Genomic DNA, 26918 nt, shown 5'->3' on the forward strand with positions numbered 1-26918 from the left:
GAACCTCGTCCACGCGGACCCGCGTGGACGACTTCCTGAACAGCGAGGGAACCACACTGTCTCCACGCGTCGTCTTTCCCAACAAGACCCTGCCTTACCTGCTGGTGGCGCCGCAACTCGCCATTACGCTGATCTTTTTCTACTGGCCGACGGGGCAGGCGCTCTACCAGTCGATGCTTAGGGAAGACCCGTTCGGGCTGAAGAGCAACTTCGTCGGGCTCGCCAATTTTCGCAAGGTGCTGGCCGACCCGGCCTACCTCAACTCGATCAAAGTTACGCTGGTGTTCTCTCTGGCGACCGCGATCGTCGCCATGGGTGTGGCCCTGTTGCTTGCCGTCATGGCCGAGAAGGTGGTGCGCGGCAAAGGCCTTTATCGCACGCTGCTGATCTGGCCGTATGCGGTGGCGCCGGCGATTGCCGGCATGTTGTGGCTGTTTCTGTTCAACCCCTCGATCGGTTCGCTGGCCTACGCCTTGAGAGGTCTCGGCATTGCCTGGGATCCCTTGCTCAACGGAAACCAAGCCATGATCCTGCTGGTGTCTGCGGCTGCCTGGAAGCAGATCAGCTACAATTTCCTGTTCTTCGTCGCCGGGCTGCAGGCGGTGCCTAAGACGTTGATAGAGGCGGCGGCCATGGACGGCGCCGGGGAGACGAAGCGCTTCTGGACCATCGTTTTCCCGCTGCTCGCGCCGACGACCTTCTTCCTGCTGGTCGTCAACACGGTCTATGCGCTGTTCGACACTTTCGGTATCGTCCATGCGGTCACCGGCGGCGGGCCGGGCAAGGCCACCGAGACGCTGGTCTACAAGGTCTACAATGACGGTTTCGTCAATTTGATCCTCGGCGATTCGGCCGCGCAGTCGGTCATCCTGATGGTCATCGTCATCTCACTCACGGCCATCCAGTTCCGCTATGTGGAACGCAAAGTCCACTACGGTTGAGCGCGAGCGATGATTGGTCAGTCCCCGCTTCGCGCCCTCATCGCCCACGCCGTGCTCATCCTGGGCATCCTGATCGTCGCTTTCCCGATCTACTACACCTTCGTTGCCTCCACGCAGACGCTGCAGACCATCCTCAAGCCGCCATTGCCTCTTTTGCCCGGCGACCAGGTCTGGAACAATTACAGCGAGGCGCTGTTTGGCGGTGTCGGCCGCATCGGCGGCGTCAGTGTCGGCCGATTGCTGCTCAACACCACGATCATGGCGCTCGGCATTGCGGTGGGGAAGATTTTCATCTCGATCCTTTCGGCCTATGCGATCGTGTTCTTCCGTTTTCCGCTTCGGATGGTCTTCTTCTGGCTGATCTTCATCACCCTGATGCTTCCCGTCGAGGTGCGCATCCTGCCGACCTACAAGGTGATGGTCGATCTCGGCATGATCGACACCTATGCCGGCCTGATCATTCCGCTGATCGCCTCGGCCACCGCCACGCTTCTGTTTCGCCAGTTCTTCATGACCATTCCAGGTGAGTTGGCGGAAGCGGCGCGTGTCGACGGCGCCGGGCCATGGCGCTTTTTTTTCGACATCCTGTTGCCGCTGTCGCGCACCAACATCGCAGCACTGTTCGTCATCCTCTTCATCTATGGCTGGACGCAGTACCTGTGGCCGCTGCTCGTCACCAACAGCAACGACATGAACACCATCGTCATCGCACTTAGAAAGATGGTTTCCTTCGCCGATGCCGATACCCAATGGCATCTGGTCATGGTCACCGCGATGCTGGCCATACTGCCGCCGATCCTGATCGTGGTGCTGATGCAACGCTGGTTCGTGCGCGGACTGGTCGATACCGAAAAGTGAGAAGCTGATGGCGACCGTCGATCTGAAGGATGTGAAGAAAGTCTATCCCGGCGGCGTCGAGGCGGTGAGGGGTGTCTCGATCGCCATTCCCGACAAGGAGCTTTGCGTGCTGGTTGGGCCGTCCGGCTGCGGCAAGTCCACGCTGCTGCGGATGATCGCCGGGCTTGAGACCATTTCTTCCGGCACCGTCGCCATCGACGGCAAGATCGTCAACACGATCGGTCCGACCGAGCGCGACATCGCCATGGTGTTCCAGAACTATGCGCTCTATCCGCATATGAAGGTCTACGACAACATGGCCTACGGGTTGCGCAACCGGGGTACTCCCAAGGACGAGATCGACAGCAGGGTTCGCTCGACCGCCAAGGTCCTGGAACTCACGGCGCTGCTCGACCGGCGCCCACGCGAGCTTTCCGGCGGCCAGCGCCAGCGCGTGGCCATGGGTCGCGCAATCGTGCGCAATCCGAAAGTCTTTCTGTTCGACGAACCGCTTTCCAACCTGGACGCCAAACTGCGCGGCCAGATGCGGGTCGAAATCAAGAATTTGCAGCGCTCGCTCGGTGTCACCTCGGTCTACGTTACCCATGACCAGCTTGAGGCGATGACGCTGGCCGATATTCTCGTCGTCATGAATGGCGGATTGGTCGAGCAGACGGGCGCGCCGCTCGACATCTACGAGAAGCCAGCCTCGACCTTCGTCGCTTCCTTCATCGGCGCACCGCCGATGAACCTTCTGCCTCTTTCGCAAGGACCGGCTGGTCCGGCGCTGACCGACGGCAAGACGGTTGACTTCGCGCCTACGAACGCCGCCACGCTTGGCTTCCGCCCTGAGGATGCCGACGTCACCTTCAGTGCTGAGGCATCATCCGGCGCGCTTATTCTGCCTGCGGCGGTCGAGGCGGTCGAACCTGTGGGAGCCGAAAGCTTTCTTCACTGTGCCGCCGGCGGCAACCGCATCGTCGTGCGTGTGGCCGGCCGCGCCACGGCCAAACCCGGCGATCAACTGCGCGTCGTGGCCAGGGCCGAGAAGCTGCATTGGTTCGACAATGCTGGGAAACGAGCCGATTGACGCAGCCGCTCGCGCCAATCCGACGCATCGGCAGTTCAGGCGAAGACATGCGCCTTGCCGGAGACGGTCAGGCGCACGATCTCGCCGACGGAAGGCGCGTCGATACTCGGTTTGCGCAGGATCAGCGGCGTGCTGCCGATCGCCGCGGCGTCGGGCGGATCGGGGTTGTTCAACAACCGCACCGCAATGGTGCACATCGAGCCGGCGAATTCCGAGTCCGTCACCTCGGCGAAGATCGTGCCCGCAGGACCCGACATGCCTTCGCGCGACGTGCGCTTTACCTGCACCTGCTCCGGTCGCAGCATGATGCGGGCGATGTCGCGCCGCTCCTTCGAGTCGACGGCGATGCGGCCGAGCGAGGAGGTGGCGAAGCCGCCTGAAATCTTTGCCGGCAAGATGATGGCGTCGCCAAGAAACTCGGCGACCATGCGGTCCTTCGGCTGCATATAGAGCTCACGCGGCGTGCCGACCTGCGAGAACTTTCCGTCGCGCATCACCGCGACCTGGCTGGCGAAGGACAGCGCCTCGGCCTGGTCGTGGGTGACCAGGATGGTGGTGATGCCGGCCGCTTCGAGCAGTTCGGCCACGGCCTTGCGCATCGAGGCGCGCAGCCCCGTGTCGAGCGCCGAGAACGGCTCGTCGAGCAACATCAGCCTGGGCTTCATCGCCATGGCGCGCGCCAGCGCCACACGCTGCTGCTGGCCGCCGGAAAGCTGATGCGGACGGCGTTTGAGGATCGCCTTGTCGAGCCCAACGGTATAGGCGAGCTCGGCGATGCGCTCGGCGCGCTGGTCCTCGCCGCGGGCCATGCCGAAGCCGATATTGTCGGCGATGCTGAGATGCGGGAACAGGGCGCCGTCCTGCGCCACCAGGCCGATGCCGCGGCGATACGCGGGCACCGCATGGCCGCCATTGGCCAGCACTTCGCCGTCGAGCACGACGCGGCCCTGGTCCGGCGCCTCGAAGCCGGCGATCAGCCGCAGCAAGGTGGTCTTGCCGCAGCCGGACGGGCCGACGATGGCGGTGCGACTGCCGCTGGCGGCGCTGAGGTCGACCCCGGCAAGGGCGGCCACCGGACCATACTGCTTGGTAAGGCCGCTGATTTCGAGAAAGCTCATCGCCCGGCCATCCGTTTCGACTGGACATAGAGCAGCCAGGTCAGCGGCAGCGACATCGCCACCATGATGAAGGCGTAAGGGGCGGCCGACGCATAGTCGATCTCGCCGCTATAGGACCAGAACGCCATGGCCAGCGTGCGCGTGCCGTTGGGCGCCAGCATCTGGGTGGCGGTCAGCTCGTTCATGATGCCGAGCGCGACCAGCGCCATGCCGGCCGCAGCCCCCGGCGCCGACAGGCGAATCGTTGTCGACCAAAGCGCCTTCAGCGGCGGCCGGCCAAGGCTGGCGGCGGCGCGTTCGAGCTCGACCGGCGCCTGTGCGATCGAGGCTCTGAGGCTGATCAAGGCGCGCGGCAGGAACATCAGGGCATAGGCGACCAGGATTGTGAACAGCGTCTGGTAGAGCGGTATGGCGATGCGCACGGTAATGGTGACCAAGGCCAGCGCGATGACCACGCCGGGCAGCGAACCGACAATGTAGTTGCAGCCTTCGAGCAGCCGCTGCAGCGGTCCCGGCGCGCGGATCGAGATCCAGGCCATCGGCATGGCGGCGATGGTCGCAAGCAAGGCGCCGGCCAGCGCCAGGAACAGCGTCTGGCCAAGCGCCAGGCCGATCTCGTCCAAACGCCAGACATCGGCGCCTCCGGCGACCAGCCAGCGGCCGATGGTGACGAAGGGCACGCCGATGGCGAGCAGCGTGGTGACGGCAGGCAGAGCCAGGCAAGCCAGCGTGGCGCGCCCGAGCCTCGAGCGCTGCCGGTGGCGCGCCGCGCCTGAGCCGACGCGGGCATAGCGCTCTTCGCCGCGCACCAGCACCTCCAGAGCGAGCAGCACGAAGCAGCATGTCACCAGGACGCCGGCCAGCATGTTGGCGGCGGGGCCGTTGAAGGTCGACTGGAACTGGTCGACGATCGCGGTGGTGAAAGTGTCGAAGCGGATGAAGACATAGAGGCCGTATTCGGCAAGCAGATGAAGTCCAACCAGCAGCGCACCGCCGCAAATGGCGAGCCTGAGCTGCGGCAGCACGACGCGCCAAAACACGCGCCATGGTCCGAGGCCAAGCGCTGCGGCCGCATCTTCCAGGGCGGGATCCAGCCGGCGCAATGCGGCCGCTAGTGGCAAATAGAGGAATGGGAAATAGGCAAGGACCGACACCAGCACGCCGGCCCACAGGCCATGCAGTCCCGGCACCAGGGTAATCCAGGCATAGGAGTGCACGAAGGCGGGGATGGCAAGCGGCGCTACCGACAGCCAGGCCCAGAGGCGGGCGCCTGGCAGGTCGCTGCGCTCGGTCAGCCATGCCAGCGTCACCGACAGCACGGTGGCGATCGGCACGGTGAGCGCCACCAGAAGCACGGTGTTGACCAGGAGTTCGCCGACGCGCGGCCGGAAGACCAGGGCCGAAGCAGTGTCCCAGCCGATCTGCACACCGATCCAGATGATGAACGCCAGCGGCAGCAGCGACAGCAGCGAGACAATTATGGCGGCAAGCGCGATCCAGGACATGGGCTTCCGGCGGGACCGCCCGACTGTCTGGCCTGAACGTGCGAGATCGACCGCAGTTTGCATCAGCTCGACCGCGCCACTGCCGCCGGGGCGGGGGCGCCGCAGGCGCGGCCGGAAACGCAATGTGTTGTCATGGACAATGCCATCTCGAAAACAGAGCGCTCCTGCGGAAAGTCCGGCAGGAGCGCAATCGTTGCCCTTTTAGGACGAACCCAGCCTAAAGCAAGCCGGCTGCCGTCATCAGGTCCGTCACCTTTTTGGAGTTCAGTGTCGCCGGATCGACCTTCGGCGCCTGCAGGTCGGCCAGCGGCACCAGCTTGGGATTGGACTGCGCGTCCTTGCCGATAGCGTATTCGAAGGACGTGCCGGTCTTCAGCACGTCCTGGCCGCCTTTCCCGGTCACCCATTTGAGGAACGCCTGGGCTTCCTTCGGGTGTTTGCTCGAGGCGAGCACGCCGCCGCCGGAGATCGAGACGAAAGCGCCGGGATCCTGGTTCTTGAAATAATGCAGTTCGACGTTCTTGCTGTTTTCGCCGGTCTTTGCCTGATCGCCGAAATAGTAATAGTGGTAGATGATTCCGCCTTCGATCTCGCCGGCATTGACCGCCTTCATCACCGCGCCGTTGCCCTTGTAGGCGGTGAAATTCTCCTTCATGGCCTTCAGCCAGTCGGCGGTTGCGGCTTCGCCCTTGAGCTCGAGCAACGCGCTGACGATGGCCTGAAAATCGGCGCCGGAAGGCGAGGCTGCCCAGCGGCCTTTCCAGCTCGGATCGGCGAGATCGAGCATCGATTTGGGCAGCTTTTCGGCCGTGAGCTTGGTTTTGTTGTAGGCAAAGACGGTGCTGCGCGCCGCGACACCCACCCATCTGCCGCTGCTCGGCTGGAATTCGGCCGGGACTTGCGCCAGCGTGTCGGCGTCGACCGGCGCGAAAAGGCCCGCCGCTTCGACCAGGGTCATCGCCGGCGAGTTTTCGGTCAGGAACACGTCGGCCGGCGAAGAAGCGCCCTCGGCGACGATCTGGTTGGAGAAATCGCTGTCGCCGCCATTGCGCAGCGTGACCTTGATGCCGGTTTCCTTGGTGAAACCTTCGACCCATTCCTTGGCCAGGCTCTCATGCTGGGCGTTGTAGACGATGATGCCGGCATCCGCGGCCATCGCCGGCCCGGCGATCATGCTCACGGCCAGCGCTGTGGCCTCCGCTAGGGTGGAGAGCGTGTATCTCATGGTGTCATCCTCAATCTCGGTGGTTCTGGTTTCGCAGGCTGCACCTATCGATACCTGACAGCAGTAGTCAACATTGCTCGGCTGCTTCAATCGGTCGCCGCTCCCGCAAACTTTCGTGATTTTGCGGCACTTTGGCTTGGACATCATTTCGCCGGACACGTAACAAATCGGTGCCGAGGCGCGAAGATCGGGGAGTGAACTCTTGTGAGCGGCAAGGATGAGGCCGAGCTTTCCCGGCTGATGCGGGCCGCGATCGCGGGAGATGAAAGGGCCTACGCCGACTTTTTGCACCGGATCGCCGCGCTGGTTCGCGGCTTTGCGAGGCGCAAGATCGTACAGGGCGGGGTCGATCCCGAGGATGTTGTGCAGGAAACCTTGCTGGCCATTCATGTGAAACGGCATACCTGGCGCCAGGACGCGCCGGTGTTGCCATGGATCTATGCGATAGCCCGCTTCAAGCTGATCGATGCTTTCCGGCGGCGCGGACGGCGCATCGAAATCGAGATCGACGAGATCGCCGAGACCTTTGCCGAGCCGGAAACCGAGACCGTCAGCGAACGCGACATCAACCGGGCGCTGGACGGACTGCCGGCTGCGCAGCGTTCCGTCGTTTCTTCGATCTCGGTCGACGGCCGCTCCATCGGCGAGACGGCGGCCAGGCTCGGCGTCAGCGAGACGGCGGTGCGGGTGTCGCTGCATCGCGGGCTTGCCGCGATCGCCAAGCGATTTGGGCAGGGGCGCTTCGGGCGGCAGTGACATGAGGACGGAGGATCTCATCAAGGCACTCGACGCCGACACAAGCAGCAAGGCGATGCCGCTGCGCTCGGCCTGGTTGATGGCGGCGGCAGCCGCGGCGGTGATCGCGGCTCTGGTCTTCTTTCTCACCATCGGCCCGCGTCCCGACATCATGACCGCCATGCACACGATGCGGTTCCTGGCGAAGTTCGTGTTCACCATCGTGCTCGTCGTCACCGCCTTTGGCCTGGTCCGGGCGTTGTCGACGCCGGGCGCTTCGACGGCGAGAGCTGCGGCCTGGATGCTGGCGGCGCCGCTGCTGGTGGCCGTGGCGGTGGCTCTCGAACTGTTCATGGTGCCGGAGCCGATGTGGAGCACGCGCATGGTCGGCTCCAACATGATGATCTGCATGGGCTTCATCCCGCTGATCGGCATCGGCCCGCTTGCCGTCTTCCTGTGGATGCTGCGCTATGGCGCGCCGACGCGGCCGGTGTTGGCCGGGGCGGTCGCGGGACTGCTCGCCGGCGGCCTGGCGGCGACCTTCTACGCCGCGCACTGCTTCGACGATTCGCCGCTTTTCGTCGCCACCTGGTACACGCTCGCCATCGCCGTCCTCGCCGGTCTGGGCGCGCTCGGGGGACGGTTCTTCGTGCGCTGGTGACCGGGCCGTTCAAGATCGCCCAATAATCACCGATCCTTAATCATGCCGGCAATTGTTTGCGGGTTCACCGTGTTGCCGGTGGCTCCGACGCAACCTTTCCTTAAAATCGATCATCCAGTGTTTTTTGCAGAAATGTGTTGCGCATGGGGTGGCATGCACAGTGATGCGGCGAGAGCGAAAAAGCCTGCGGGCTGACAGTCACGTGGCTTTGGTGCTTGCGGCCGGAGGGCTTTGCGCTGCCGTGGTCGCGCTCCTGCTGTCGCGGCTCGATGTCAGCGCCGAAGTGCTGAAGCTATGCTTGCAGATATCGGTGCCGGTCGCCGCCGTGGCGCTGATTCTCGCCGCCCTGTTCGTTTACCGGATACTGGACGATCGCCGGCAGATCGCCGAAAGCGAGCAGCGTTTCCGCCGCGCCATGGAGGATTCGGCGATCGGCATCGCCATTGTCGGCCTCGACGGCCGCATCCACGAAACCAACCCGGCCTTCGCCGCCATGCTCGGCTACAGCAAGCAGGAGATCGAGGCGCTGACCTTCTTTCAGATCACCCATCCCGACGATGTGCAGATCGGCCGTGAGACGATGGACGGCATGCGGGCGGGCACCGTCAACGCTTTCCACTTCGAAAAGCGCTACCTCAGGAAGGACGGCACGCCGGTATGGGCCCATCTTGCGGGCTCCGTCATTCGTGACGAGAAGAGCGGCCGCCCGCTCTACCTGGTCTCGCAGATCGAGGATATCGACGCGCGCAAGCAATCCGAGGCGCGCATAGCCGAGGCCGAAACGCGCTGGAATTTTGCCCTGGCCAGCGCCGGACAAGGCGTCTGGGATCTTGATATGCGGAAGGGCGGCACCACCTACTCCGCCACCTGGGTGAAGATGCTGGGCTATGCCGATGGCGAACTGGACGGCGACCCCGACCGCTGGCTGGCGATGATCCACCCCGACGATCGCGAAAACGTCGCCGAAGCCGATCGTGCCCATCTGGAGGGCAGGACACCGTTCTTCGAAGCCGAGTTCCGGATGCGCCACAAGGATGGCCACTGGGTCTGGATCCTCGACCGCGGCAAGACGCTCGAACGCGACAAGGACGGACGGCTGGTCAGGGCCATCGGCAGCCTGACCGACATCACCCAGCGCAAGCAAACCGAGGAAAGCCTCATCGTATCGGCGGCAATGCTGGCCGACGAGAAGGAGCGGCTGAGGGTGACGCTGCAGTCGATCGGCGACGCCGTCATCTGCACCGATGCCGCCAACCGCATCACCTTCATGAACCCGGTCGCCGAAAAGCTCACCGGCGTTGTTGGCGCGGAGGCGCTCGGCAAGACGCTTGGCCATGTCTACTGGGCGGTGGACGAAGAAACCGGGCAAAGGATCGGCATGACGCGGCCGGCGCTCGGCAGCGCCAGCCCTGTCGACCAGAACAGTCGCGCCGTCCTCATCCGTCGCGACGACACACGCTGCAGCATCCGCCAGGTGGTGTCGCCGATCATGAACGACCGCCAGGAGTTCTGCGGTCTTGTCATTGTCTTCCAGGACTTCACCGATGCGCGCGCCTTGCAGCGCCAGCTCGCCTATGCCGCCGCGCATCATGCGCTGACCGGCCTTGCCAACCGTTCGAGCTTTATCCGCACCATGGAGGAACTGGTCGACCGGAGCCGCAAGGCCGGCACGGCCAGGCCGGCGGGCGAGCATCATTTCATGTTCATCGATCTCGATCATTTCAAGCTGGTCAACGACACTGGCGGCCACGCCGCCGGCGACGCCTTGCTGAAGCGGGTTGCCGAGGCCATTCGCGGTGCGCTTGGGCCGGAGGATATCGTGGCCCGCTTCGGCGGCGACGAATTCGCGGTCGTCCTGAAAGCCGGCTCGAGCGCCGGCGCCAGGATTGCCGCGCGCTCGATCATTGAAGCGATCCGCGCCCTGCAGTTCACCTGGGACGGCCGGCCGCATGCGATAGACGCCAGCATCGGGCTGGCGCCGATCCACAGCAACAGCGGTGAAGTCGACGAGATCATCGCCCGGGCCGATGCTGCCTGCTATGCGGCCAAGGCCGCCGGCCGCGGCTGTGTTTCCGTGGCGCCTGACGATACCGGATCAAGCGGCCAAGCAGAGCCGCCGCTTGCAGCGGCGTCCTGAGGGCGGAACTAAGTTACCGTTTTTGTGGGTTAGCGCGTCGGAACCGGATGCTCGCCGCGATAGTCGTAGAAGCCGCGCCCGGTCTTGCGGCCGAGCCAGCCGGCCTCGACATATTTCACCAGCAGCGGGCAGGGGCGATATTTCGAATCCGACAGGCCGTCATGCAGCACCTGCATAATCGACAGGCAGGTGTCGAGGCCGATGAAATCGGCGAGCTGCAGCGGTCCCATCGGATGGTTGGCGCCGAGCCGCATGGCGGTGTCGATGGCATCGACCGAGCCGACCCCCTCATAGAGCGTGTAGATCGCCTCGTTGATCATCGGCAACAGAATGCGGTTGACGATGAAGGCCGGAAAATCTTCAGAGACGGTGATCGTCTTGTCGAGCTGTTTCACATAGGCCTTGGCCGCCTCGAAGGTCTGATCCTCGGTAGCGATGCCGCGCACCAGTTCGACCAGCTTCATTAGCGGCACGGGGTTCATGAAATGTATGCCGATAAAACGCTCGGGACGGTCGGTCTGCGCCGCAAGCCGGGTGATCGAAATCGACGAGGTGTTGGTCGCCAGAATGGCTTCCGGGTTGAGCTGGGGACAGAGCTGCGCGTAAATCTTGCGCTTGACCGTCTCGTCCTCCGTCGCCGCCTCGATAACCAGATCGGCACCGGCGAGATCAGCCATGGTGGGGGCTGCGGAAATGCGCGCCATCGCTTCGTTACGCAGCTTTTCCTCAAGCTTGCCGGAGCCGACCTGACGGGCCATGTTGCCGCTGACCGTGGCAATGCCCTTCTCGATACGGTCGGGCGAGACGTCGTAGATCAGCACCTTGAAACCCGAAAGTGCTGATACATGCGCGATGCCGCCGCCCATCTGGCCGGCGCCGATGATGCCGATCGTCTCGATCTTGGCCATTTGCAGCGATCCCGTCGAAAAGGCCTTTGCGGCCTGCTTTTTGTGCAGTGCAAACTAAAAGGGTGGGGCAGCTTCGTCTACCCCACCCTTTCACAATTTAATACGCTTTGGCAGAAAGCGTCAAAGCGCCTTTTGCAGTTCCGGCAGGATGACGAACAGGTCGCCGACCAGGCCATAATCGGCAACCTGGAAGATCGGCGCCTCCTCGTCCTTGTTGATGGCGACGATGACCTTCGAATCCTTCATGCCGGCAAGGTGCTGGATGGCGCCGGAAATGCCGACGGCAATATAGAGGTCCGGCGCCACGACCTTGCCGGTTTGGCCGACCTGCCAGTCATTCGGGGCGTAGCCGGCGTCGACGGCAGCGCGCGAGGCGCCGACGGCTGCACCGAGCTTGTCGGCGACCGGCAGAATGACTTCCTGGAACTTTTCCGAGGAGCCGAGCGCGCGGCCGCCCGAAATGATGATCTTGGCCGAGGTCAGCTCCGGACGGTCGGTCTCCGACAGCCTGTTCTCGACGAAGGTGGACAGGCCCGGATTGGACGCTGCCTGGATCGTCTCGACCGCGGCCGAACCGCCTTCGGGCGCGCCCTGGAAGGAAGCGGTCCGCACGGTGATCACCTTCTTGGCGTCGCTCGACTGCACCGTCTGGATGGCGTTGCCGGCATAGATCGGACGCTTGAAGGTATCGGGCGAAATCACTTCGATGATTTCCGACACCTGCGCGACATCGAGCAGGGCCGCGACGCGCGGCGCGACGTTCTTGCCCGACGAGGTCGCCGGCGCGATTATGGTGTCGTAGGCGCCGGCCAGCGAGACAACGAGTGCGGCGAGCGGTTCGGCGAGGCGCTCGGCCAGTTCGTCGGCCTCGGCCAGCAGCACCTTGCTCACGCCCTCGAGCTTGGCGGCGGCGTCGGCAGCGCCTTTGGCGCCTTTGCCGGCAACCAGAACATGCACGTCCGAACCGATCTGCAGCGCCGCCGAGAGCGCCTTGGCGGTCTGGTCGGAAAGAGTTGCGTTGTCGTGTTCTGCGATGAGGAGAATGGTCATTTATCTGTTCCTTCCAGTCTCAGAGCACGCCGGCTTCGTTCTTCAGCTTGTCGACCAGTTCGGCGACGCTCTTGACCTTCACGCCCGCCTTGCGGCCGCTGGGCTCCTCGGTCTTGAGCACCTTCAGGCGCGGCTTGACGTCGGCGCCGTAATCGGCCGGGCTCTTTTCGTCGAGCGGCTTCTTCTTGGCCTTCATGATGTTGGGCAGCGAGGCATAGCGCGGCTGGTTGAGACGAAGGTCGGCGGTGATGATCGCCGGCATTTTCAGCTCTACCGTCTGCAGGCCGCCGTCGACTTCGCGCGTCACCTTGGCCTTGTCGCCGTCGATCACGACCTTGGAGGCGAAAGTGCCCTGTGCCCAGCCGAGCAGGGCGGCCAGCATCTGGCCGGTCTGGTTCGAGTCATCATCGATCGCCTGCTTGCCGAGGATCACGAGACCGGGCTGTTCGGCGTCAACGACGCCCTTCAGCACCTTGGCGACGCCGAGCGGCTCGGTCTGCTCGTCGGTCTTGACCAGGATGGCGCGGTCGGCGCCCATGGCGAGCGCGGTGCGGAGCGTTTCCTGCGCCTGCTGCGGGCCGACCGAAACGACGATGATCTCTTCGGCCTTGCCGGCTTCCTTCAGCCGGAGCGCCTCTTCCACCGCGATCTCGTCGAACGGGTTCATCGCCATCTTGACGTTGGCGAGTTCCACCGCCGAACCATCGGCCTTGACGCGAACCTTGACGTTCGCATCCACAACCCGCTTCACGGGCACAAGGATCTTCATTGTCTGTCACCTCTCCTGAGATATCCGGGCGCGCTATAGCAGCGTGCGCCTCCGCAGAGTTGTCGAAAGCCGACATTCCTGACTGAATTCCGGCCAAACGGAATCCTGGCCGGACGAATTCTGGTCTTCTGCCGCCTAGCGGTGGCGCTCTCCGTAGTTGTGGCGACGCAACACGTCAATATGCCACGGCAGCGGCCAAACCACCCAAATCGGTTCACTTGTGACCGGAAGCGCCACCCCGGCCCCAACGCGTCTCAGGTTGCACGGGAGCGGGACCGGCTGGCGCCGGCCCAGTAGAAGCGGCTGGCTGATCGGCGGGTTGCGGTTCGCCGTCGCCACCGGCGAGCAGCGGCACGCCGCGGCTGCGCATAATGAGCACCAGCACGCCACCGGCAATGATGCCGCCAATATGGCAGGCCCAGGATATCTGGTTTTCGCCGCCGGCGGCAAACATCACCACCTGGAAGCCGATCCACAGGATCAGTGGGATGAAGGCCGGGATACGCAGCGGAATCCGGGCAAAGACCAGCACCCACACTTTCACCCGGGGGTAGAGGACCAGATAGGCGGCGACGACGCCGGCAATGGCGCCGGAGGCGCCGATCAGCGGAACCTCCGAACTCCAGGCGACGAGCCCCTGCAAGAAGGCGCCGGCGATGGCGCAAAGCAGGTAGAAGATGAGGTAGCGGATGTGGCCGAGTGCGTCCTCGACATTATCGCCGAACACCCACAGGAACAGCATGTTGCCGCCGAGATGAAAGATATCGGCATGCAGGAAGGCATAGGTGAGGTAACTCAGGCTCTCCGGAATGACGACGAATTGGGGCGAGAGTTCTGCCGTATCGTGGACAACGGAAGGAATAAAGCCGAGGCCGAGCACGGCGGCATTGTTGAAATTTTCGCCGCCGATCGTGGTGATGAGAAAGACCAACGCGTTGGCCGCGATCAGGCCGATCGTCACATATTGCAGCCGGATGTGGCGCAACCTGTTGGAGTCGTAAAGCGGGATGAACATGCCCCAAGCCCTTTCCCGCCTTCGAGAAAATTCAGCGGTTCTTGCCGGGCACCCATAACACGTCGGCATTTCCGTTGTCATTGACCGCACGGGCGGCGACGAACAGAAAGTCGGAGACGCGGTTTATGTATTTCAGCCCCTCGCGATTGACATGTTCGGCCGGGTCCTGCGCCAGCGCCACCATGATCCGCTCGGCCCGTCGCGCCACGGTGCGGGCAAGATGAAGTGCTGCCGCCGCCGGCGTGCCGCCATTGAGCACGAAGGATTTGAGCGGCTGCAGATCCTTGTTGAGAAGGTCGATATCCTTTTCGACGCGGTCGGTCTGCGAGGCGATGATGCGCAGCGGCTCGTAGCCGAGCGGCTTGCCGTCGTCGGGCACGGCGAGATCGGCGCCGAGGTCGAACAGATCGTTCTGGATGCGGGACAGCATGGCGTCGATGGCGGGATAACTTGCCGCTGTGTGCAGGCGGGCGATGCCGATGCAGGCATTGGCTTCATCGACGGTGCCGTACGCATCGACGCGCAGGTCGGATTTCAGCCTGCGTTCACTGGTGCCGAGGCCAGTGGTGCCGTCATCGCCGGTGCGGGTGTAGATCTTGTTGAGCTTGACCACGTCGCCTCCCGAACGGCCGTCACTTGCGGGTGAAATACACCACCAGCAGGATCAGTGCCAACGCCAGCGCCTGCAGCAGCACGCGTGCCTGCATCAGCTTGTTCGAGCTCACACCGGAGCCGCCGCGCATCATGTTGATGAGGCCGCGGACAAGCGCGATCACCACGGCGACCATGACGAGGACGAGGAGGACTTTGATGACGGTTGCCATGATCTGTTCCCAGTTCTGTTGCGATCAGGCGCGTCCGGCCAGAACGCGGTAGAGCATCGATGCCGGCAGGATGCGCTTGAGCATCACGCCAATCCTGGCCGGCACTGTTACCACATAGTGCGGGCGCGGGCGCCGCGACAGAAGTGCATGGCGCAAGGCCGCATAGACCACATCCGGCCCCTTTTTCAGCCGTGATGAGCTGCCGCCGGCCCGAAGCCGCGCCAGCTGCGTGGCATAGGCGACGTGGTGGACGGAATTCTCGTGGTCGATGTTTTTCAGGAACCAGAACAGCCCGTTGCTGGCGATTTTCGAGGTCACCGGCCCCGGTTCGATCAGCGAGACATGGATGCCGCTGCCCCTGAGTTCCTGCTGCATGCACAGCATCAGGCCTTCGAGCGCGTGCTTGGAGGCTGAGTAGGCGCCGCGAAAAGGCACCGGCGCTAGCCCAAGGATCGAGGAACAATGAACGAGGCGGCCATGTCCCTGGCGACGCATTACCGGTACGATGCGTCGGGTGAGGTCGTGCCAGCCGAAGAAATTGGCCTCGAACTGCTCCCGCAATGCCGCAACCGGCAGGTCTTCGACGGCGCCGGGCTGTGCATGGGCGCCGTTGTTGAACAGGGCGTCGAGGCGTCCGCCTGTCCGCTTCAGCACCGATGCCGCAAGTGCTGCGATGGAATCCGGCTCACGGTAGTCGAGATAAAAGGCCTCGATGCCGTCGGCTTCAAGTGCGGCTATGTCATCCGGCTTGCGCGCCGTTGCAAGCACCCGCCAGCCATCCGCCTTCAGCGCACGGGCGCAGTGGGCGCCTATCCCGGACGAGGCGCCGGTGACGATGATGGTGCGCAACTCTTTGGCAGGCGGCGTCGTGGTTTGAGCAAGGGTTGCCATTTGCCACAATCCCTTCCCATATTCGCGGCGTCGAGACAATCGAAGGGAACGCGGCTCTTGATGCGGAATATCGTCGTGCTGCGCCGCGTGCTCTATGACGCGCTTGGCCATTTCAACACCGATGACGGCTGGGCCATGGCCAGCCATCTGGCGATCACTTCGCTCATGGCGCTGTTCCCGTTCCTGATCTTCGCCACCACGCTGGCAAGCTTCCTCGGTGCGCAGGCGTTCGCCGATACTGCCGTGCACCTGGTCTTCGACACCTGGCCCGAACAGATCGCCAAGCCTATCGCGCGCGAGGTGCTCAACGTGCTGACCGTGCGGCGCACCGATCTTTTGACCTACGGCGTGCTTCTGGCGGCCTATTTCGCCTCCAACGGCATCGAGGCGCTGCGCACCTCGCTCAACCGCGCCTACCGCGTCGCCGAAACGCGGGGCATCATCTACCGCCGGGTGCAGAGCATTTTCTTCGTGCTGATCGCGACGGCCGGTTTCCTGGCGATCAGCGTGCTCCTGGTCTTTGCGCCCTTGCTGGCGCGGCTGGCGGAAGCTCATTTCGAGTGGATCAAACCCTATACGGGCACGATCACGCTGTGGCGCTACGTCATCGCCTCAACCGTCATCATTGGTGGCTTGTTTGCCGTCCACTACTGGCTGCCGGCGGGCAAGCGCCGCTTTGTCTCGCTGGTGCCTGGCATCATCTTCACTCTGGCTGCGTGGCTTGTCGGCTCGACGATGTTCGCGACCTACCTCGACCATTTCTCGTCCTATGTGACGACCTATGCCGGCCTCGCCTCGATCATGATCGCCGTGGTTTTCCTCTATATGCTGTCGGCGATCTTCATCCTCGGCGGCGAACTCAATGCGGCGATCAGCCGCTTTCTCGAAGCGCGCGCACGTGTCGGCAGCTAGGTTTTGGCTGGCCGAGCCGTGGCCAGCCCGACGCCGAGCGTCGCGATTGCCATGCCGACGATCTGCACGAGGCTGAGCTGTTCGCCGAACAGCGCCCAGGCGATGACAGCGGTGACGGCCGGCACCAGGTAGAACAGCGACGCGACCTTCGACATCTCGCCGTCGCGGATCATCACCATCAGCAGGAAGATGGCGCCGATCGACAGCACCAGGACCAGCCAGGCCATGGCGAAGATCAGTTCGCCGTTGATGATCACCGTGTGGGTCTCCAGTGCCAGCGAAGCTAGGATCATCAGCGAGCCGCCGCCGATATATTGCCACATCGTCGCCGCCACCAGGTCGCCACCCGAGGCATAGCGCTTCTGCCAGATGGTCCCGGCGCTCATGCCCAGCACCGAGACCAGCGACGCCGTCAGGGTTTCGGGCGTAACGCCGCCGCCGAGCGCGCCGAGCTTCGGCCACAGCACGATGATCACCCCCACAAGGCCGACGGCAAGGCCGGCCCAATGGCGCGGCAGGATGGCCTCGCCGAGGAATCGGCCGGCAAGCACGGCGGTGATCAGTGGCTGCAGGCCGACGATCAGCGCCGAAAGCCCGGCGGGCATGCCCCTGTGGATCGCCCAGAACACCGCGCCGAGATAGATGCCATGCATGAGGATGCCAGAGACCGTGGCGTGAAGCGCTTCTGCCCTTGTGGCTCGCTTCGAGCCAAGCACGAGCATCAGCCCGGCGAGCAGCAAGGCGGCGATGACAAAGCGGGCCGCCAAAAAGGTGAAGGGCTCGGCCCAGGGCATGGCGTAGCGCGCGCCGATGAAACCTGTCGCCCACAGGACGACAAACGAGGCGGGGATGAACCGCTTGAGACTGTGCATTTTCGGGGAAGCCGTTTCCGGTGGAGAGGTCCGATTCGGTGAAGAGACAAATACGGCAATTGCTCTAATGCGGTTCAATCCGGCAAGCAAAGCGAAACAATTGGTACATAAGCTCATCCTGATGTAGGAGGTGGCCGAATTCAAAGGGCGGCGTCAGGGCAATCGACTTCTGTCGATCGATCCGGCGACATGGCGTTTCGGCTTCGACAGGGAGCGCGCATGCTGTTGCATCTCGATACAAGCTGGCTGTTGATGACGGTGGCCAGTGTGGCCGTGTTCGGCTTCTTCTTCGGTTCAGCGCTCGACGCCATCATGCAGGAGGACGGTTTTGGGTCGACCGGCAACACATTGCTGTTCACGCTCGGCTTTTTCGTCGCGGTCATGGCCGCGAACGAACATGGCATCGTCCTGAGAGATCTGAAGCTCGCGGTTGCCTGGGGACTGGGCGGCGCCTTCGCGTTTATAGGCGCGTTGGCGCTGCTCAAGGCGGGGCTGGCCCGGCTTTAGTCAGAGCCCGACCAGCCGCCTGACATCGTCCGGCAACATGCCTGCCTGCCTCAGCGCGGCAAGGCCGGTATCAGCAAAACTCTTCGACAGTTTGCGCCCATCCGGTCCGAGAATGAGACGGTGGTGGAAATACTGCGGCTGGCCGAGGCCGAGCAGTCCCTGCAGCAGGCGCTGGATGCCGGTCGCGGAATAAAGGTCGCGGCCACGCACGACATGGCTGACGCCTTGCAGAGCGTCGTCAACGACGACGGCCAAGTGATAGCTGGTCGGGATGTCGCGGCGCGCCAGAATGACGTCGCCCCAGTCCTGCGGACGCGCCTCGACTCGCTGCGTCGCCGAAAGCGTCTCGTTGGTGAATTCGCGCCAGGACAAATCCGTGCCGACGCGCGCCAGCGCTGCATCAATGTCGAGGCGCCAGGCGAAGGGCGCATTTTCGGCGATGCGGCGGTTGCGTTCGCTGACCGGCAGCGCCTTGTCGGCGGCGGGATAAAGCGGCACGCCGTCCGGGTCGCGCGGCCAGCCGCGGCCGCGCTTTTCGCTGTCGGCGATGAAGGCCCTGATCTCGCCACGGCTCATAAAGGCAGGGTAGACGAGTTCTTCGCGGACCAGCCGGTTGAGCACGGCCTGATAGTCGGAGAAATGCTCGGCCTGGCGCCGCACCGGCTGTTCCCATTCGAGACCTAACCATTCGAGGTCGCGAAAGATGCCGGCCTCGAATTCAGGCGTGCAGCGGATCGTGTCGATGTCCTCGATGCGCAGCAGCAGGCGGCCGCCGGCCGCACGCGCCAGTTGCTGGTTGAGCAGTGCCGAATAGGCATGGCCGAGATGCAGTTCGCCATTCGGGCTCGGCGCGAAGCGGAATGTCAGGAGCGTCATCTCACAAGCGGCAATCGGGTTGTGCAGCGGTTTTGCCAATTGCTACCGTGAGGTCGGTTCAGGAACAAGAAAACATGCAACGCATCGCGACACTGGACGATATTGCGCGCGGGCTGGATGCGCTTTGCGCAATCGATCCGCGCCTGGAAAAGGTGCGCGGCATGGCCGGCGAGGTGCCGCTGCGGCTGTCGGAGCCCGGCTTTCGAAGCCTGGCCTCCATTATCGTTTCGCAACAAGTATCCCGTGCGAGCGCCGATGCCATTTTCGGCCGGCTGGTGAAACTGGTCGATCCGCTGACGCCGCAGGCGATCCTTGCCGCCGGCGAGGACATGTTTCGTGAGGCTGGGCTGTCGCGGCCGAAGCAGCGCGGTCTGATCGCGGTTGCGCAGGCCGTGGTTGAGGGGCTCGACCTGCATCACCTCTGTTCGCTCGACGCCGAAGAGGCGATCGCGGCTATGATCGCGGTGCCGGGCATCGGCCCGTGGACGGCGGAAGTCTATCTCCTGTTTGCCGCCGGCCACCCCGATATTTTCCCCGCGCGCGACGTCGCGCTGCAGAGCGCGGTTGGCCACGCGCTCGGCATAGAGCCGCGTCCGCCGGAGAAAACGCTGATCGCTCTGGCCGAATCATGGAGCCCGTGGCGAGGCGTCGCATCGCGGCTTTTCTGGTCCTATTATCGCGAAACCAGGGGCCGGGACGCAGCACCTCCGGCCTGAAACCGTAAAAAAGCATGAAAATCCTGCATTTTTGCCGCTTTTGGCTGATGACAATCCGCTTCACATCCCTGTCATGTCGGGCTTACAGTATCCGCGCCGATCGGTTCTAGAACGAGGAGGTCAACAAGGTGACGGTTGCCGTATCTCCGGATGGGCTTCCTGCGCTGGTGCTGAATGCGGATTACCGTCCGCTCAGCTATTACCCCTTGTCGCTCTGGTCCTGGCAGGACGCCATCAAGGCGGTGTTCCTCGACCGGGTCAACATCGTCGCCGAATACGAGCATGCGGTGTCTTCGCCGACCTTTTCGATGAAGCTGCCCAGCGTCGTCAGCCTGAAGGCCTATGTGAAGCCGTCGAGGCACCCGGCATTCACCCGCTTCAACGTGTTCCTGCGCGACCGCTTCCAGTGCCAGTATTGCGGCACGCCCGAGGATCTGACCTTCGACCACGTCATCCCGCGCCATCGCGGCGGGGCCACGACGTGGGAGAATGTCGTGGCCGCCTGTTCACCCTGCAATCTGAGGAAGGGCGGCATGATGCCGGCGCACGCCAAGATGTGGCCGCTGCAGAAGCCATACCAGCCGACCGTGCACGACCTGCACAACAATGGCCGGCTGTTCCCGCCCAACCATCTGCATGAAAGCTGGATGGATTATCTCTACTGGGATGTGGAGTTGGAGCCGTAGGGATTGGCGCGATCGGCCTTGCCAGGGCAATCGCCGATGTCAGGTGCTGCCCCTCATCCGGCTGCCGCCACCTTCTCCCCGTATAGTGACGGGGAGAAGGGAATTGGCTGCAAATTTGGCGCCCTTCTTTCAGCGTTCGGGATTGGCGAAACCATTGATGACTGCGTCTTTCTCCCCGTCACTATACGGGGAGAAATGCCCGGCAGGGCAATGAGGGGCGGTGCCAACATTTAGAGACTGGCCGCATGGCGCGACCTCGCACTTGATTAATCGCGGGCCAGCGCGCCGCGAAAGGCGACGGCGGCGAGGATGAAGCTGGCGATGGCGTTCCAGCCGGCCAGCGACAGGCCGAGGATACGAAGGGCTGCCTTGTCGCAGGATGGCGGCACGAATTTGTCGAGTGCGTCGAGCACGCCCTTGCCGCCGGTGTCGACCGGGCCGGCGCCGGCCGTGCAATCGGCCGGGCCCTGCCACCAGGCCCATTCGACGCCCGAATGATAGACGCCGAGATAGAGCCCGTAGAGCATCAGCAGGCCGCCGACGGCAAGCAGGCCGCGCGTCAGCCATGCGGGTGCGCTGAACATCGAGGCGATCACCGCCAGCAGCATCAGCGGGGCGCCGATATAATAGGGCGTGCGCTGCTCCAGGCACAGATGGCAGGGGATGTAGCCGCCTATGTGCTGGAAGGCGAGCGCGGAGCCGACCGTGGCGGCCATGGCGACGGCGAGAAACAAAGCGGTGCGCGTCCGCTGGCGTCCGGTATCGGCTGTCATCGTGGCTGTCATGTTTCGTCCGTTGAATTCGCCGTCCGCCGGCATAGTCCTGACCCACCGCCCGCCTTGGGCGGTCAGAAGGCGTATTTGACGACGATATAGAGCAAAATCAGGGCGGCGGCGCCGGCGCCGACGATCAATCCCAAACGCTTCTCGATGAATTCCTTGATCTCTTCGCCATAGCGGCGCAGCAGCCAGGCAAGAAGCAGGAAACGAGCGCCACGCGCCAGGATGGCGGAGACGATGAAGACGAAAAGATTGACGTGGAGGGCGCCTGCCAGAATGGTGACCACCTTGATCGGCGGCAGGTGGGCGGCACCCGATGTGACGAGCAGCACCAGCATCAGCCCGGTGCCGGCCGACTGCCACCTCTCGAACGCGTCAAGGCCGCCAAAGTGCTCCAGCATCGGCCGTGCTATCGTGTCGTAGGCATAGTAACCGATCAGCCAGCCGGCAATGCCGCCCAGCACGGACGCAACGGTGGCGGTCAGCGCGTACCGATAGGCGCGTTCGGGCCGCGCCAACGCCATGGGCAGGTACAAGACGTCGGCAGGTATGAAAAACACCGAGCTTTCGACGAAAGCGATGAAGGCCAGCCACCATTCGGCGGATTTGCGGGCCGCCAGCGACAAGGTCCAGTCGTAAAGTCCGCGAAGCATCGGCTCTCCTGGATGCAGGTTGCCACACGCAACGCGCTTTGATGCGCGTCTGTCTAGAAAGATTTCCCGCGCCGCACAATGGCAGGAGCTTCATGAAACAGAAAGGCGGGCTTTTGCCGCAAGCAGGGCACGGCGGCGCATTTGGCCAGTTGACGAACAGGCCTCCAACCGTATAGTCCGCGCCCATCCAGGCCTTTGGGCCTGAGCCCCTATGGCGGAATTGGTAGACGCGCTCGACTCAAAATCGAGTTCCGCAAGGAGTGCTGGTTCGATTCCGGCTAGGGGCACCATTTTTTATCTCACGCCAGTTCGCTTCGCTCACGGGCTCCGATGGGGCGGCCTGACCGGCCGACGGGCGGTCGCCCTTGCGAACCCTCCGGGTTCGAACAGTGCCTCGAACACAGAGCCAACCGCGGCTGCTGAGGATGACAGCGATAGCGCCAATCAGCGGCGGCCGGTAGCCCCGCTCTACGTGCTCTCAGGCCGCCGCACGGTGTTCTTCACGGGCAGCTTCCCACACTTCGCGGGCCGCGTCGGCGTTCATGACCGCGATCCCCAATCCCACCGCCAAATCGGGCCACGCGGAATGCCAGAGCAAGGCCGTGACCAACCCTGCGGCAATAATGGCGATGTTGGCCAAGGCGTCGTTGCGGGCCGACAGGAAGGCCGCCTTTGTGAGGCTGCCGCCACGATGCCGGTGCGCGGCCAGCATGTAGGCACAGGACAGGTTGACGGCGAGAGCGCCAAGTCCCGCCAAGGTCAAGGCGATGGGCTGCGGCGGCACCGGCACGTTGAACTTCTCCCAAGCCGTCCAGAGCGTTGCCAGACCCGGCATGAGAAGGATGAGCGCCAATGCCATCCCCACCCGCGCACGGGAGCGCACAGACCACCCAAGTGCGAGCAGGATAAGGAGGTTCACGGAAGCATCTTCAAGAAAGTCGATGCTGTCGGCGAACAGGGACACTGATCCAATGGCGAGCGCCACAGCGAACTCGATCCCGAAATAGGCAAGATTGAGAAGCGCGACGATGAGGACGATGCGGCGAAGGTTCATCTTCTGGCAGTATCCGAAACCAGTGTGTGGAGCTACAGCTTCGCGGTTTCCAAGGAAAGCCCCTGCTCGTTCCGGGTCCCGGCCGATGGGCGGTTGCCCTTGCGACCTTTTGCGTTCGAGCCGCGCCTCGAACACGGACTTAGCGCATATCCCCCGTATGCCCTTGCGAATACCGCCCCGGCTGTGGCCACACCGTCAGGCCGTGCGGCTCTGAGCCAACCCGAAACTTGGTCACCGCGCCTGATGTCGTGTCGATCATGTAGGCGGCACTGTCGAAGCGGCCGGACAGCCATAGTTGTTTGCCGTCGGCGCTGACGTTGCCCATGTCGGGGCTGCCGCCGCCGGGGATCGGCCATTGCGTGACGACCGCGCGGGTAGCGAAGTCGATCACCGTCACGCTGCCCGGTCCCTTTGCCTGGCCCTGCTCCATCTTGTGCGAGCCCCGGTTCGAGACATAGAGCCGCTTGCCGTCGCGGCTGACGACGAAGCCATGGGCGCCGATGCCGGTCGGGATGAAGCCGATTTCCTTGAAACTGTCGCCATCGACGAGGAACACGCCGTCATTCATCATGTCGGCGACGTAAAAAACCTTGCCGTCGGGCGAGAGGCGGATGTCCTGCGGCATGCCCATTTTCGAGAAGTCGAGATGGCCAAGCACCTTCTGGTTCTTCAGGTCGATCTTTGCCAATCCGCCATTGCCGTATTCGCAGGTGAAGATCGCGTAGGCCCCGTCGACCGAGAATTCGGCGTGGTTGATGCCGGGGCAAGTGGGCGTCGGCAGGCTCGACATTAGCGCCATGGTGTGAGGATCGCGGAAATCGAGCCGCTCCAGGGCTTCGTCGACGACGATGGCCGCGCCCGGCATGAAATACAAATTGTAGGGATCGTCCACGGCGATCTGCGGGCCGGGCTTGCCGGTCATCGGGTCGATCGGCGTCAGGCTGCCGTTCTTGCCGGTGCCATTGTTGGCGACCCAGAGCGTCTTCAGGTCCCAGGACGGCACGACGTGCTGCGGTTTGCTGCCGACCGGGAACCTGTCGACTTCCTTGAGTGTCATGGTGTCGATCACCGTGACGCTGTTGGAGGAGCGGTTCGGCACATAGACGCGCGGCAGTGCACCCAGCGTGGCCGGGCTGAGATGGCTGGCGGCGGTGTGGCTGTAGATGTTGATGGACGGCGCGGGCTCGCTGCAATCCTCGGGACAGCTATCGGCCCAGGCGCGGACAGGCAGCAGCGCAAGCAGCAAAAAGGCCGCACGGGGACCGGCGTGACGCAAAAAGGTTCTGATCATCAGGATGGCTTGTCGTGAAGGCCGGCCGAAATTGCCGCCGGAGCCATAGCTGGTGTCTTGCCGTTGATCCAGTGGCTATCGCCGTCCCAGCAAACTCTTCACGCGGTTGCGCAGCAGACGGGCCATGTTGCGGGTCTCGCGGTAGAGATGCAGCTGCGAGGCGGCCTGGCGGGCGAGGCGGTCGGCATCCGGCGTCAGTCCGATCACCAGCGAGGCCATCGGCTTGCGCTCGCTCCACAGCCGGCTCATCACCGGGTGGTCGGGCACGGCGCAGGAATCCGTCATCATGATGTTGGGGTCGTCGAGATGCTGCCTGGTCACCTCGATCATCAGCAGCGTGCCCGGCGAATAGGTCGCCAGCGTCTCGTCATAAGCGGTCTTCCAGGTGTAGGCGACGCCGGCTTCGACGAAGACGACCAGGCAGGCGATCGTGCGGCCGTCCAGCGTCAGCGAATGGATGCGGCACATGTCGTGCTCGGCCAGCCGGTGCACGGCTTCGCGGGCAAAGGCGGCGCGGTAGCGGTCGATGGCCATGGCGGTGCGCTCGCGGCCCTTCCAGCCGGCCGCCTCCAGCGTCAGGAAATTTTCGATGGCGTGGCGGATTTCGTCCGGTCCCCGCGCCACGACATGCTCCAGCCTGCCGAGATCCCCCAGGCGCCGTTTCAGGCGGCGGAATTCGCGGTAGTGGTGCGCGCGCAGCGATGCTTTCAGATACGCCTCGCCGTCGAGGGTGCTTTCGAGCACCGGCCGGTCCGCCTTGCCGGTGGTGACCATTGTCAGGCCGCGCGTCTCGGCAACGGTGGCCAGCACGCTGGCCAACGGGCCGTCGAGGCGCATGTCGGGCAGCACGAAGACCTTCGGCAGCTTCAGATGCGGCCGCGACAGCATGCCGAAGAAATCCTCGACGACGCCGATCGGGTCGTCATGGTCGACCAGCGGCGTGCCGATCGGGCCGAACGGGCTCGACCAGGTGCGCATCACCGGAACGCCGAGCGGCACGGCCGGCCGTTCGACCGAGAACGGCACCAGCAGGCGCAGCCGGTTGCGGTATTCGTCGCCGTCGCGGATCACCGCCAGCTTGACCTCGCGATCTTCCAGCCTGGGCATGGCCGGCGCCAGAAAGCGCGGGTTGAAGAAAACGTTGGGCTCGATCGTGCGGGTGCACAGATAGTCGAGTTCCTCGACCAGTTCGAAGCCGGCCGAAGCCGGATAGATCGCCAGCTTGCGCAGCGGCCGGTTGTTGGCGAGGATCTCAAGGTGCGCCGGATCGGCGTCGCGCGCCAGGCCGGCAAGGCCGGACACCATGGCGCCGGCCGGACCGCCGCTGGTTTCCTCGATCAGCGGGATGGCGGCCATCAGGCGGCTTCCTCGGCAGCGGGCACGAAGATCAGCATGACGATGCCGAGCTTGCGCCAGACGGTGAAGGACAGGGCGCTGGCCTCGAAGACCATGGCGAGGCTGGTGGCGATCGCCGCCCCCCACAGGCCAAAGAGCGGGATCAGCACCACGTTGAGGCCGATGTTGAAGGCCAGCGTCATGGCATAGACGGCGGCGCAGATGTTCTGGTTGCCGCTCATCGTCAACAGGCTTTCGCAAGGGCCGACGGCGGCGCGCGCCACGACGCCGAACACCAGCAGGAACAGCAGCGGATAGCCGTCGGTGAATTCGGGCCCGAACAGCACCAGCATCGGTTCGCCGAGCGCCAGCACCAGCAGCGCCATCAGCAGCGACGGCCAGAACGTCCACGACACGGTCTCGCGGGCGAAGGCGGCGAGCTTTTCCGGTTCGCCATGGGTGAACTGCGCATAACGCTGGGCGACGCCGGCCTTGACGGAGAAATAAACGAAATGCACCAGCGCCAGCGTTTTGACGGTGGCGAAATAGACGGCGACGTCATTGGGCTGGAGATAGGCGCCGACCATCAGCACGTCGGCGTTGGTGAGCAGGAAGAAGAAGCTTTCGACCAGGAAGATCGGCAGCGAGACGATGAACCACTCGGCGAAATGCACCTTCATCGGCCCGGACGGGATATTCCTGCCCATGCGCGTGGTCACGCCGATGAGCTGGCCGAGCGTGGTGGCGTAGGTGGCGGCGATCGAGGCGAAGATCGCTGTCCTGGCGTCGGGCGCATAGCCCATTGCCAGCATCAGCGCCATCAGCGCCAGGATCAGCACCGGCCGCACCAGATAGGTCGGCGACAACGCAAACAACGCCCAGGAATTGGCGCGTGACTGGCCTTGCAGCAGATCGCCCATGGCGATCATCGGCAGGCAGAACAGGCCGAGGATGAAGGGCATTACATAGTAGCTCTCGATCCAGTTCGCGCACAGCCAGACGCCCAGTGCGCCAAGCCCGGCGATAGCGGTCGAGGCAATCAGCACGAACAGGCGGCTGGCGACCACGATGCCGCGCAGTTCGGCGAGCATGTTGCGTTCGCGGTATTCGGGGATGAAGCGGATCACCGAAGTGTGGAAGCCGAGGCAGGCGAGGTTGCCGACGATGACCATCGTCACCCAGACGAGGACGAAGATTCCGTATTCGAACGAGCCCATCCAGCGCGCCATCAGCACCTGGCTGATGAAGGCGATGACGGCGCTGACGATGCGGATGGCAAAGGCGATCAGCGACATGCGCCCGGCTTCGCCGCGCTCGTCGGCGGTGAACAGCACCGCATCGATCCGGCCAAGCAGCGGCCCCATGCGCAACGCCAAGCGCTGCGGCAAGAACCGCCCGGCCGTCGTCGCCGCGGAAAAGCGCACCCCGATGTCTCTCCGTTTTCCGCCTGTTTCCAAGCTTTCGATGTATCCGAAACACCTTAAGAAAGGGTGGGCAGGTGCGGGTGCGCCGAGGGGCCAAGGACGGCCGC

General features: G+C 63.8%; 28 protein-coding genes and 1 tRNA gene. 11 read left to right on the plus strand and 18 right to left on the minus strand.

The window, feature by feature from the left end; translation table 11 throughout:
* The first annotated feature begins 56 nt into the window (after positions 1–56).
* From ugpA to NKI10_RS18160, 3 genes are read left to right on the plus strand one after another with little or no spacing between them, the layout of a single operon-like run.
* Complete coding sequence (gene ugpA / locus NKI10_RS18150; protein ID WP_352861322.1) at positions 57–941, plus strand: sn-glycerol-3-phosphate ABC transporter permease UgpA; 885 nt, start codon at positions 57–59, stop codon at positions 939–941.
* 9 nt (positions 942–950) lie between these two features.
* Positions 951–1799, plus strand: coding sequence for a sn-glycerol-3-phosphate ABC transporter permease UgpE (gene ugpE / locus NKI10_RS18155; protein ID WP_352861270.1), 849 nt, complete (start codon positions 951–953; stop codon positions 1797–1799).
* Positions 1800–1806: 7 nt separating this feature from the next.
* Positions 1807–2868 (plus strand): sn-glycerol-3-phosphate import ATP-binding protein UgpC, encoded by a 1062-nt coding sequence (locus NKI10_RS18160; RefSeq protein WP_352861272.1) that lies wholly within the window; start codon positions 1807–1809, stop codon positions 2866–2868.
* 35 nt (positions 2869–2903) lie between these two features.
* Here NKI10_RS18160 and NKI10_RS18165 read toward each other — a convergent pair whose 3' ends face one another.
* From NKI10_RS18165 to NKI10_RS18175, 3 genes are all read right to left on the minus strand, one after another.
* Positions 2904–3986 (minus strand): ABC transporter ATP-binding protein, encoded by a 1083-nt coding sequence (locus tag NKI10_RS18165; RefSeq protein ID WP_352861274.1) that lies wholly within the window; start codon positions 3984–3986, stop codon positions 2904–2906.
* Entirely contained in the window at positions 3983–5554 is a 1572-nt protein-coding gene (locus NKI10_RS18170; protein ID WP_352861276.1) for an ABC transporter permease, read from the minus strand. The genes NKI10_RS18165 and NKI10_RS18170 overlap by 4 nt, the downstream gene beginning before the upstream one ends.
* 154 nt (positions 5555–5708) lie before the next feature.
* Positions 5709–6716, minus strand: coding sequence for an iron ABC transporter substrate-binding protein (locus NKI10_RS18175; protein ID WP_352861278.1), 1008 nt, complete (start codon positions 6714–6716; stop codon positions 5709–5711).
* A gap of 204 nt (positions 6717–6920) precedes the next feature.
* Between NKI10_RS18175 and NKI10_RS18180 the strand changes: the two genes are divergently transcribed.
* From NKI10_RS18180 to NKI10_RS18190, 3 genes are all read left to right on the plus strand, one after another.
* Entirely contained in the window at positions 6921–7472 is a 552-nt protein-coding gene (locus NKI10_RS18180) for a sigma-70 family RNA polymerase sigma factor (RefSeq protein WP_023671665.1), read from the plus strand.
* A 1-nt stretch (position 7473) separates the two neighbouring features.
* A complete protein-coding gene (locus tag NKI10_RS18185; RefSeq protein WP_352650896.1) occupies positions 7474–8112 on the plus strand; it encodes an NrsF family protein in 639 nt (212 codons plus the stop codon).
* Between the two features lie 202 nt (positions 8113–8314).
* A complete protein-coding gene (locus NKI10_RS18190; protein ID WP_352861280.1) occupies positions 8315–10249 on the plus strand; it encodes a PAS domain S-box protein in 1935 nt (644 codons plus the stop codon).
* A 29-nt stretch (positions 10250–10278) separates the two neighbouring features.
* Here NKI10_RS18190 and NKI10_RS18195 read toward each other — a convergent pair whose 3' ends face one another.
* The 7 genes from NKI10_RS18195 to NKI10_RS18225 form a co-directional block, all read right to left on the minus strand.
* Positions 10279–11157 (minus strand): 3-hydroxybutyryl-CoA dehydrogenase, encoded by an 879-nt coding sequence (locus tag NKI10_RS18195; RefSeq protein WP_023671668.1) that lies wholly within the window; start codon positions 11155–11157, stop codon positions 10279–10281.
* A 120-nt stretch (positions 11158–11277) separates the two neighbouring features.
* On the minus strand, positions 11278–12207 hold the full coding sequence (locus NKI10_RS18200; RefSeq protein WP_023686692.1) for an electron transfer flavoprotein subunit alpha/FixB family protein: 930 nt from the start codon (positions 12205–12207) through the stop codon (positions 11278–11280).
* A 19-nt stretch (positions 12208–12226) separates the two neighbouring features.
* Complete coding sequence (locus NKI10_RS18205; protein WP_023686691.1) at positions 12227–12976, minus strand: electron transfer flavoprotein subunit beta/FixA family protein; 750 nt, start codon at positions 12974–12976, stop codon at positions 12227–12229.
* Positions 12977–13190: 214 nt separating this feature from the next.
* Positions 13191–13991, minus strand: a complete 801-nt coding sequence (locus NKI10_RS18210; RefSeq protein WP_023694012.1) for a rhomboid family intramembrane serine protease — start codon at positions 13989–13991, stop codon at positions 13191–13193.
* A gap of 31 nt (positions 13992–14022) precedes the next feature.
* Positions 14023–14604, minus strand: a complete 582-nt coding sequence (locus NKI10_RS18215) for a cob(I)yrinic acid a,c-diamide adenosyltransferase (RefSeq protein ID WP_023698700.1) — start codon at positions 14602–14604, stop codon at positions 14023–14025.
* 19 nt (positions 14605–14623) lie between these two features.
* The gene (locus NKI10_RS18220; RefSeq protein WP_352861283.1) at positions 14624–14815 is read right to left on the minus strand and encodes a twin transmembrane helix small protein; all 192 of its coding nucleotides are present in this window, start codon (positions 14813–14815) and stop codon (positions 14624–14626) included.
* Between the two features lie 24 nt (positions 14816–14839).
* Positions 14840–15706: an SDR family oxidoreductase gene (locus NKI10_RS18225; RefSeq protein ID WP_352861285.1), complete on the minus strand. Its 867-nt coding sequence runs from the start codon at positions 15704–15706 to the stop codon at positions 14840–14842.
* Positions 15707–15766: 60 nt separating this feature from the next.
* On the opposite strand from NKI10_RS18225, the gene NKI10_RS18230 reads away from it, so the two are divergent.
* Complete coding sequence (locus NKI10_RS18230; RefSeq protein WP_023671675.1) at positions 15767–16618, plus strand: YihY/virulence factor BrkB family protein; 852 nt, start codon at positions 15767–15769, stop codon at positions 16616–16618.
* On the opposite strand, the gene NKI10_RS18235 is transcribed toward NKI10_RS18230, so the two are convergent.
* A complete protein-coding gene (locus tag NKI10_RS18235) occupies positions 16615–17490 on the minus strand; it encodes a DMT family transporter (protein ID WP_352861287.1) in 876 nt (291 codons plus the stop codon). The genes NKI10_RS18230 and NKI10_RS18235 overlap by 4 nt on opposite strands.
* A 219-nt stretch (positions 17491–17709) precedes the next feature.
* Between NKI10_RS18235 and NKI10_RS18240 the strand changes: the two genes are divergently transcribed.
* Positions 17710–17997, plus strand: a complete 288-nt coding sequence (locus NKI10_RS18240; RefSeq protein WP_023701414.1) for a hypothetical protein — start codon at positions 17710–17712, stop codon at positions 17995–17997.
* On the opposite strand, the gene gluQRS is transcribed toward NKI10_RS18240, so the two are convergent.
* Positions 17998–18873 carry a tRNA glutamyl-Q(34) synthetase GluQRS gene (gene gluQRS / locus NKI10_RS18245; protein ID WP_352861290.1) on the minus strand — a complete coding sequence of 292 codons (876 nt, stop codon included), beginning with the start codon at positions 18871–18873 and terminating at the stop codon, positions 17998–18000.
* Positions 18874–18947: 74 nt separating this feature from the next.
* On the opposite strand from gluQRS, the gene NKI10_RS18250 reads away from it, so the two are divergent.
* Positions 18948–19589, plus strand: a complete 642-nt coding sequence (locus NKI10_RS18250; RefSeq protein WP_023685318.1) for a DNA-3-methyladenine glycosylase family protein — start codon at positions 18948–18950, stop codon at positions 19587–19589.
* A gap of 128 nt (positions 19590–19717) precedes the next feature.
* The gene (locus tag NKI10_RS18255) at positions 19718–20275 is read left to right on the plus strand and encodes an HNH endonuclease (protein WP_008874122.1); all 558 of its coding nucleotides are present in this window, start codon (positions 19718–19720) and stop codon (positions 20273–20275) included.
* A gap of 266 nt (positions 20276–20541) precedes the next feature.
* On the opposite strand, the gene NKI10_RS18260 is transcribed toward NKI10_RS18255, so the two are convergent.
* On the minus strand, positions 20542–21060 hold the full coding sequence (locus tag NKI10_RS18260; protein WP_023686688.1) for a disulfide bond formation protein B: 519 nt from the start codon (positions 21058–21060) through the stop codon (positions 20542–20544).
* Positions 21061–21122: 62 nt separating this feature from the next.
* Positions 21123–21707, minus strand: coding sequence for a YqaA family protein (locus NKI10_RS18265; RefSeq protein WP_023673756.1), 585 nt, complete (start codon positions 21705–21707; stop codon positions 21123–21125).
* Positions 21708–21912: 205 nt separating this feature from the next.
* On the opposite strand from NKI10_RS18265, the gene NKI10_RS18270 reads away from it, so the two are divergent.
* A tRNA-Leu gene (locus NKI10_RS18270) sits at positions 21913–21997 on the plus strand.
* A gap of 188 nt (positions 21998–22185) precedes the next feature.
* Here the strand turns inward: NKI10_RS18270 and NKI10_RS18275 are convergent.
* From NKI10_RS18275 to NKI10_RS18290, 4 genes are all read right to left on the minus strand, one after another.
* Positions 22186–22761: a cation efflux transmembrane domain-containing protein gene (locus NKI10_RS18275; protein ID WP_023673757.1), complete on the minus strand. Its 576-nt coding sequence runs from the start codon at positions 22759–22761 to the stop codon at positions 22186–22188.
* Between the two features lie 139 nt (positions 22762–22900).
* The gene (locus NKI10_RS18280; protein WP_352861292.1) at positions 22901–24052 is read right to left on the minus strand and encodes a YncE family protein; all 1152 of its coding nucleotides are present in this window, start codon (positions 24050–24052) and stop codon (positions 22901–22903) included.
* 75 nt (positions 24053–24127) lie between these two features.
* The gene (locus tag NKI10_RS18285; protein WP_352861294.1) at positions 24128–25408 is read right to left on the minus strand and encodes a GNAT family N-acetyltransferase; all 1281 of its coding nucleotides are present in this window, start codon (positions 25406–25408) and stop codon (positions 24128–24130) included.
* The gene (locus NKI10_RS18290; protein ID WP_023686686.1) at positions 25408–26811 is read right to left on the minus strand and encodes a lipopolysaccharide biosynthesis protein; all 1404 of its coding nucleotides are present in this window, start codon (positions 26809–26811) and stop codon (positions 25408–25410) included. Before NKI10_RS18290 ends, NKI10_RS18285 begins: the two co-directional genes overlap by 1 nt.
* Between the last annotated feature and the right edge of the window lie 107 nt (positions 26812–26918).

Source organism: Mesorhizobium sp. M0802, assembly GCF_040320115.1.
In the GTDB taxonomy this organism is placed as follows: domain Bacteria; phylum Pseudomonadota; class Alphaproteobacteria; order Rhizobiales; family Rhizobiaceae; genus Mesorhizobium.

Coding starts and splice junctions, on each gene's coding strand:
- NKI10_RS18225 (WP_352861285.1), bottom strand. CDS start 15,706: ATGGCAACCCTTGCTCAAACCACGACGCCGCCTGCCAAAGAGTTGCGC.
- ugpE (WP_352861270.1), top strand. CDS start 951: ATGATTGGTCAGTCCCCGCTTCGCGCCCTCATCGCCCACGCCGTGCTC.
- NKI10_RS18265 (WP_023673756.1), bottom strand. CDS start 21,707: ATGCTTCGCGGACTTTACGACTGGACCTTGTCGCTGGCGGCCCGCAAA.
- NKI10_RS18280 (WP_352861292.1), bottom strand. CDS start 24,052: ATGATCAGAACCTTTTTGCGTCACGCCGGTCCCCGTGCGGCCTTTTTG.
- NKI10_RS18160 (WP_352861272.1), top strand. CDS start 1,807: ATGGCGACCGTCGATCTGAAGGATGTGAAGAAAGTCTATCCCGGCGGC.
- NKI10_RS18275 (WP_023673757.1), bottom strand. CDS start 22,761: ATGAACCTTCGCCGCATCGTCCTCATCGTCGCGCTTCTCAATCTTGCC.
- NKI10_RS18250 (WP_023685318.1), top strand. CDS start 18,948: ATGCAACGCATCGCGACACTGGACGATATTGCGCGCGGGCTGGATGCG.
- NKI10_RS18230 (WP_023671675.1), top strand. CDS start 15,767: ATGCGGAATATCGTCGTGCTGCGCCGCGTGCTCTATGACGCGCTTGGC.
- NKI10_RS18260 (WP_023686688.1), bottom strand. CDS start 21,060: ATGACAGCCACGATGACAGCCGATACCGGACGCCAGCGGACGCGCACC.
- NKI10_RS18235 (WP_352861287.1), bottom strand. CDS start 17,490: ATGCACAGTCTCAAGCGGTTCATCCCCGCCTCGTTTGTCGTCCTGTGG.
- NKI10_RS18220 (WP_352861283.1), bottom strand. CDS start 14,815: ATGGCAACCGTCATCAAAGTCCTCCTCGTCCTCGTCATGGTCGCCGTG.
- NKI10_RS18285 (WP_352861294.1), bottom strand. CDS start 25,408: ATGGCCGCCATCCCGCTGATCGAGGAAACCAGCGGCGGTCCGGCCGGC.
- NKI10_RS18175 (WP_352861278.1), bottom strand. CDS start 6,716: ATGAGATACACGCTCTCCACCCTAGCGGAGGCCACAGCGCTGGCCGTG.
- NKI10_RS18200 (WP_023686692.1), bottom strand. CDS start 12,207: ATGACCATTCTCCTCATCGCAGAACACGACAACGCAACTCTTTCCGAC.
- NKI10_RS18205 (WP_023686691.1), bottom strand. CDS start 12,976: ATGAAGATCCTTGTGCCCGTGAAGCGGGTTGTGGATGCGAACGTCAAG.
- NKI10_RS18170 (WP_352861276.1), bottom strand. CDS start 5,554: ATGCAAACTGCGGTCGATCTCGCACGTTCAGGCCAGACAGTCGGGCGG.
- NKI10_RS18185 (WP_352650896.1), top strand. CDS start 7,474: ATGAGGACGGAGGATCTCATCAAGGCACTCGACGCCGACACAAGCAGC.
- NKI10_RS18210 (WP_023694012.1), bottom strand. CDS start 13,991: ATGTTCATCCCGCTTTACGACTCCAACAGGTTGCGCCACATCCGGCTG.
- NKI10_RS18240 (WP_023701414.1), top strand. CDS start 17,710: ATGCTGTTGCATCTCGATACAAGCTGGCTGTTGATGACGGTGGCCAGT.
- NKI10_RS18195 (WP_023671668.1), bottom strand. CDS start 11,157: ATGGCCAAGATCGAGACGATCGGCATCATCGGCGCCGGCCAGATGGGC.
- gluQRS (WP_352861290.1), bottom strand. CDS start 18,873: ATGACGCTCCTGACATTCCGCTTCGCGCCGAGCCCGAATGGCGAACTG.
- NKI10_RS18165 (WP_352861274.1), bottom strand. CDS start 3,986: ATGAGCTTTCTCGAAATCAGCGGCCTTACCAAGCAGTATGGTCCGGTG.